The sequence below is a fragment of the Nostoc sp. S13 genome, from assembly GCF_029379315.1.
Classification (GTDB): Bacteria; Cyanobacteriota; Cyanobacteriia; order Cyanobacteriales; family Nostocaceae; genus Nostoc.
This window is the reverse complement of sequence record NZ_JAQYWQ010000207.1, coordinates 1-6,234: the sequence shown is the minus strand read 5'-3', so window position 1 is coordinate 6,234 and position 6,234 is coordinate 1. Positions and strand designations below refer to the sequence as shown.

The window sequence follows — 6,234 nt, the reverse complement described above, 5'->3', positions numbered from 1 at the left end:
AATGCTGAGTCTTCAACAGGCAATAACTTACTCTCTGGGGATGATGGCAATGATTTTCTCTCCGCCTCTGGTAATTATACCTCTGGTAATTATACCAGCGACAGCTTTGTTTTCTCCTCAGGCAATAACACCCTCAACGGTGGCGCTGGTGACGATACCTTGAATGCTGGGGCTTCAAAAGGCAATAACTTACTCTCTGGGGGCGATGGCAATGATTATCTTTACGCCTCTTACTTGACTGATTACGTAGGACTGAACGGTTTTCCCTCTTCAGGCAATAACACCCTCAACGGTGGCGCTGGTGACGATACCTTGAATGCTGGGTCTCCAGAAGGCAATAACTTACTCTCTGGGGGCGATGGCAATGATTTTCTCTCCGCCTCTGGCTATTCAGAGAACCACACCGCTCTTAGTTACTCCTCGTCAGGCAATAACACCCTTAACGGTGGCGCTGGTGACGATACCTTGAATGCTAACATTTCAACAGGCAATAACTTACTCTCTGGTGGCGATGGCAATGATACTCTCTCCGCCTCTGGCATTGTCGGCAGCTACGATACTTATATACCCTCTTCAGGCAATAACACCCTCAACGGTGGCGCTGGTGACGATTATTTGGTTGCTACTATTTCATCAGGCAATAACTTACTCTCTGGGGGCGATGGCAATGATTCCTTCTATCTAAGCCCCACGTTAGATAGCGCCCCCTCTTATTTAGTGACTCAAACGGTAGATGGGGGTAAGGGTGATGATTTATTGTCCGTCGATTACACCTTAGCTACAGGGGGGATCACTTCAACTTTCAATCCTACTACTAACATTGGAGAAATTACGGCGGGCACGTATCGGGTTAGCTACAAGAATATCGAAGGATTAAATATCTCAGGTACAGCCTACGATGACAATATTGTGGGGAGCAATGGCAATGATACGCTCTCCGTGCGCGGTGGCAAAGATACCATAGATGGGGGTAAGGGTGACGATGTATTGTCCGTTGATTACAGCAATGCTGCTGGGGGGATTACAACGACATTCAATGATACTACTAACATTGGAGAAATTACGGCGGGCACGAATCGGGTTAGTTACAAGAATATCGAAGGATTAAATATCTTAGGTACAGTCTACGATGACAACATTGTGGGGAACAGTGGTAACGATACGCTCTCTGGGGGCTATGGTGGCAAAGATACGATAGATGGTGGTAAGGGTGACGATGTGTTGTCCGTTGATTACAGCTACGGATATCCCGGTACAGGGGGGATTACAACTACATTCAATGCCACTAGTAACATTGGAGCAATTACTGCGGGCACGAATCGGGTTAGCTACCAGAATATCGAACGATTAAATATCTCAGGTACATATTACAATGACAACATTGTAGGGAACAGTGAAAACGATACGCTCTCTGGGGGCTACGGTGGCAATGATACGATTATTGGCGGTGTAGGTAATGATATCCTGACAGGTGGGAATGGTAACGACATCCTAACTGGTGGTGCCGGCAATGATAAATTTGTTTACAACTTTTTAGACAGCAACTTGGGCAACGGCACTAATATAATCACCGATTTTGGTGGCATTGGTAAAGGCTCAAATCCCTCAGCAACCGTGATTGCCTCAACTGACACCTTGCAATTTACAGGTAGTGGCTTCACTGCTCAAAATCTGCAATTAACTCAAAATGGTAACAACTTAGAAATCACCTTTGAAGATGTCGTTAATACCAAAGTCACCCTGCAAAACTTCAAATTAGAAAACCTGGATAATCTGCCAGCAACTTCTTCACGACCAGCTATTGGCAATATCCTGTTTGATGGACAAACCAGCATCGCCGACAGTTTTGATGTCTTTGATGCTAATTCTACTCAAACTAGCCTGTTCAATAGGAACACTGTTACCTTCCTCAATGACCTAGACAACAACATTACGGGTTTTGACAACTCCAATGATGTTATCAATGGTCAGGGGGGTGACGACATTATCGACGGCTTGAGTGGTAATGACCTTTTGAGAGGTGGTGCGGGGAATGATACTCTCATTGGCGGTGCGGGAAATGACACCCTTGAAGGTGGTGCGGGCAATAACTCCCTCGTTGGTGGTACTGGTGACGATACCTTAAATACTAGTGGTTCAACAGGCGATAACACCCTCGTTGGTGGTACTGGTGACGATACCTTAAATACTAGCGGTTCAACAGGCGATAATCTGCTCTCTGGGGGGGATGGCAATGATTCTCTCTCTGCCTCTGGACCCGTCCACTACTTCTCCAACTCCCCCCGCCAGGACTCTCGCTCTTTAGGCAATAACACCCTTAACGGAGGTGCAGGTGACGATAACTTAAGTGCTAGCAGTTCAATAGGCAATAACCTGCTGTCTGGGGGGGATGGTAATGATTCTCTTGACCTTTCTGGCGGCTACTACAAGAACTCCTATTTCTCCGCCTCCGACTCTCGCTCATATGGCAATAACACCCTCAACGGAGGTGCAGGTAACGATAGCTTGAGTGCTGGCGGTTCAAAAGGCGATAACCTACTCTCTGGGGGCGATGGCAATGATTCTCTTGACATCTCTGGCTACTACAGCGGCTTCGACTACCGCTCTTTAGGCAATAACACCCTACAAGGAGGTGAAGGTAATGATAGCTTGAATGCTAGCGGTTCAACAGGCGATAACCTACTCTCTGGGGGTGATGGTAATGATTATATCTCCGCCTCTAGTGCCACTGGTAATAATACCCTTTATGGTGGTAATGGCAATGACTACCTCACAGGTGGCAACGGTAATGATAGCCTCTATGGAGGATCTGGTACTGATACCTTTGGTTTCAATAGTTACAAGGAAGGCATTGAAACTATTTATGATTTCAATGCAACTAATGAATTGATTCAGGTCTCGGCTGCTGGTTTTGGTGGTGGGCTATCAATCGGTTCACTCTCAGCTACTGAGTTTAGCCTCGGAACTTCTGCAACGACAAGCAATCAACGATTTATCTATGACAATATCATCGGTGGACTGTATTTTGACCAAGATGGCAGTGCGTCTGGGTTTACTCAGGTAAAATTTGCACAATTATCTCCTGGATTGTCACTAACCAAAAACAATTTTGTGGTTGTTTAATCTTACGACAGTTTTCATTTAATTGAACCACAGATATTGTCGGGGCACAGCAATGCTCATGCGTGTCAACTTAAGCCAAAACTCTTTTAAAATCTCGTTTCCAGCCTCTGGCTGGAAATGCAGCTCCTAATGGCTCTGCCGCAAGTCTTGAGGCGGAGCCTCAATGAGGGGCATTCCCAGTCGGAATTAATGTTTACGAGCAAAAGGTTGATCGTATTAATGACTTCAACGCGACTAATGAACTTATTCAGATACCGAATTATTTTTATGTCCCTTTATCAACAGGTTCACTCTCAGCTAGTCAGTTTACCATCGGAGCATCTGCAACGACAGGCGATCAACGATTTATCTATAACAATATTACAGGTGCATTGTACTTTGACCAAGATGGCAGTGGGGCATCTACTCAGGTAAAATTTGCACAATTATCTGCTGGATTGTCACTAACCGAAAACAATTTTGTAGTTGCTTTATAATTCAATACGCTTGGGTTAAGGCTTAACTCTTTGTCAAAGTCAATTTTTAACGAACCGCGTTCGCGCAGCGTCTCGCAGAGAAGGACGCGTTCGCGTTGGCGGAGCCTCTCGAAGAGAAGAAAGAGAAGGAAGAAATCCTTAACTGAACTGTATCGCTTTACAATTAGCACTGTTTTATGACTCTAAGTACGGAATCGAAGGTACTATTTTTAGCACCTCCCATTCGATTCATGAATGCAATAGACATCTCCAGAAATTAAATATGCGTTATCTAAAACCCTTGTAGAGAGGCGAAATTTCGCGTCTCTACATTCTTTTTCGGAGATGTCTATTTAGCTAAAGCTGATTTCGCGCTTTGAGTTGCAGATATCGCTTAACTAACTGATCGGCAATTTGGTTTGCTGGTGCATCTAATACCAATACACCTTTTTGTTTCAGTTGGGCAAATGCTACTTGTCGTTGCATTAATAAATCTAGTGCCACTGCACGGGCATAAGCATCTGTAACATTATCTGTGAAGGTATGTGCCAAACGATCTACTTGCGGATCTCGCAGAGTCACGCAAAACGGGAGATAGCGGGGTGCTAGCTTGGAGAGTGCGGCGAGGAGTTCTGTAGAAGCGGTGACATCAACTAAGTCGGTAATCACGACTACAAGCGCCCTGCGAGTTTGTCGCTGCAAAACATTTGTCACTGCCCCCAAATAATCAGATTCAAATAACACTGGTTGAATTGGAGTCAGGCGATCAATTAGCTGATTCAAATGATGTTGACCGCGTTCTGGGGGAATCCACGTATGCATCTGGCGGTCAAATACACCAACACCGACGCGATCGCCTCGATGTAATCCCGCTAAAGCTAAGGATAAAGTTGCATTCAAACCCCAGTCAAACCTCTGCAAACTCTGCACTTTTGCCGTCATCAACCGTCCCCGATCAAGCAAGATAAGTAATGTTTGTTCCTGTTCTGGTTCCAGAACCCTTACTAGTGGCATTGCATTACCATAGGCCCCAACCCGACGGGCGGTAGCTTTCCAATCAATAAATCGCAAATCGTCACCAGTGCGATAGTTCCGCAGTTCGGCAAACTCTGTACCAATACCAGTTTGGCGAGATTGACGCATTGATCCTGATGATTGCAGTGTCAGACGAATTGTGAGCGATCGCAATCCCACTAAATCAGGATAAACTTTCACTGGCAGACTTTGGGGAATTTGCCAATCATCCCAAGCTAATCCCCAAAGTCCCAACTGTCGGACTTGAATATTTCCCCAAGGGAACTCACCGCGCTGTCTTGGGTTGACGGTATACGTTAATTCCTGAGTGCTGTTGCTCTTAACAGTAGCACGGAGTACGGGTGCAGATACGCCAAACCCTGTTGGGTAGTAATCGCAGATTTCAATTAGGGCGTTGGCATTTGGCGATGTGACTTTTAGCACCACTGGATTATCCCGCCCAATGGATAATCGTAACGGTAATTCGCGGCTAATTTGCACGCGAGAACGCCGCACCTGCAAACCATCTATAACCATCAATCCGAGAATGATCGCATCAAATAGCAAAGTGATGGTGATCGCTGCTTTAATGTTGAGAAAAAGGCATAGGATCAGGGCGATCGCTATACCCAAAACCAACAATAAATAAACTCGTCTGGAAGCAACCATTTTTTAGAGTCAGAAGTTAGGAGAATGACGATTAGCTTAACTTACGTCATACCATTTCATACAAACATAGATTTCTCGTAGGGGCACACAAAAAGCTCATTGGTGTCAACTTAACGTGAAACCCAGTTTAGAAGCAGCTTTGAGAGGTTATTTCGTTAAGAGTCAGAGACTCTTAATGCCTAATGAGACGCCTCAAGACTTGCGGCAGAGCCGCAATTGAAGAGCATTTCCAGTCTCTGGGCTGGAAACGAGGTTTTAAAGGGGTTTCATCAAAATACACTACCCAACTACTGACTATCCCCATTTTTCAGACATTGGCAATACTCAGTTCGTTTTAGTTATTTTCAACTAGCGATGCCAAAACAAATTGGGTAAATATAAACATTTATTCTGAGTTGCGATGCTCTATCAATAGCGGTCTTCGAGCGGGAGCACTTGGCATTTTCAGCTTTTAGATCAACCTGAAAGTGCAATCCAATTAAATTTTGTTAACTTAAAAGTAAGAAAAAATATCCCACCTATACCAAATTGGGATTTGATATCTTTTTTGAAACCAGGATCAAGTCTTGAAAACCGCCTGTTTTAAGCATTTTTCAAGTCTGTCTTAATTACGAATAAAGAATTACGAATTAGGAACTATTATGACACCTGAAAAGCAAATTCAGCAGCAAATTGCCGAAAATCTCGTTTCATTGGGTGAAATCTTGTTTAGCGCCCAAGCATGGAAGTTTTTCCAAAGACTAGGCAGGGGCTACCTATATCTGCATAAGGTACTCCAGATAGAGCATACTAGTGGTAATAATTTTTCACTGATTGAAGGTGTATCGCAGCTAAGAGACAGAATGTATTATGCTGCTAAAGGCACTGAAGCTTGGCAGATGATGCAACTCTCAGCAGCAGCCGCTAAACAACCAATACTATAGGACTCCTATTTGATTTCTGAACAAGACTAAGAGAGAATACGGAGAGGTTT

Annotated in this window: 3 protein-coding genes; 2 read left to right on the top strand and 1 reads right to left on the bottom strand. The window is 44.5% G+C overall.

What is annotated here, in order from left to right; all coding sequences use genetic code 11:
* Positions 1-3,123 (top strand): calcium-binding protein (locus PUQ00_RS31900; RefSeq protein WP_300423936.1); only part of this gene is annotated, 3,123 nt, incomplete at its 5' end.
* Positions 3,124-3,935: 812 nt separating this feature from the next.
* Here PUQ00_RS31900 and PUQ00_RS31895 read toward each other — a convergent pair.
* Positions 3,936-5,261 carry a DUF58 domain-containing protein gene (locus PUQ00_RS31895; RefSeq protein WP_300423935.1) on the bottom strand — a complete coding sequence of 442 codons (1,326 nt, stop codon included), beginning with the start codon at positions 5,259-5,261 and terminating at the stop codon, positions 3,936-3,938.
* A gap of 641 nt (positions 5,262-5,902) precedes the next feature.
* Between PUQ00_RS31895 and PUQ00_RS31890 the strand changes: the two genes are divergently transcribed.
* Positions 5,903-6,184 (top strand): hypothetical protein, encoded by a 282-nt coding sequence (locus tag PUQ00_RS31890; RefSeq protein WP_300423934.1) that lies wholly within the window; start codon positions 5,903-5,905, stop codon positions 6,182-6,184.
* Positions 6,185-6,234: the final 50 nt, after the last annotated feature.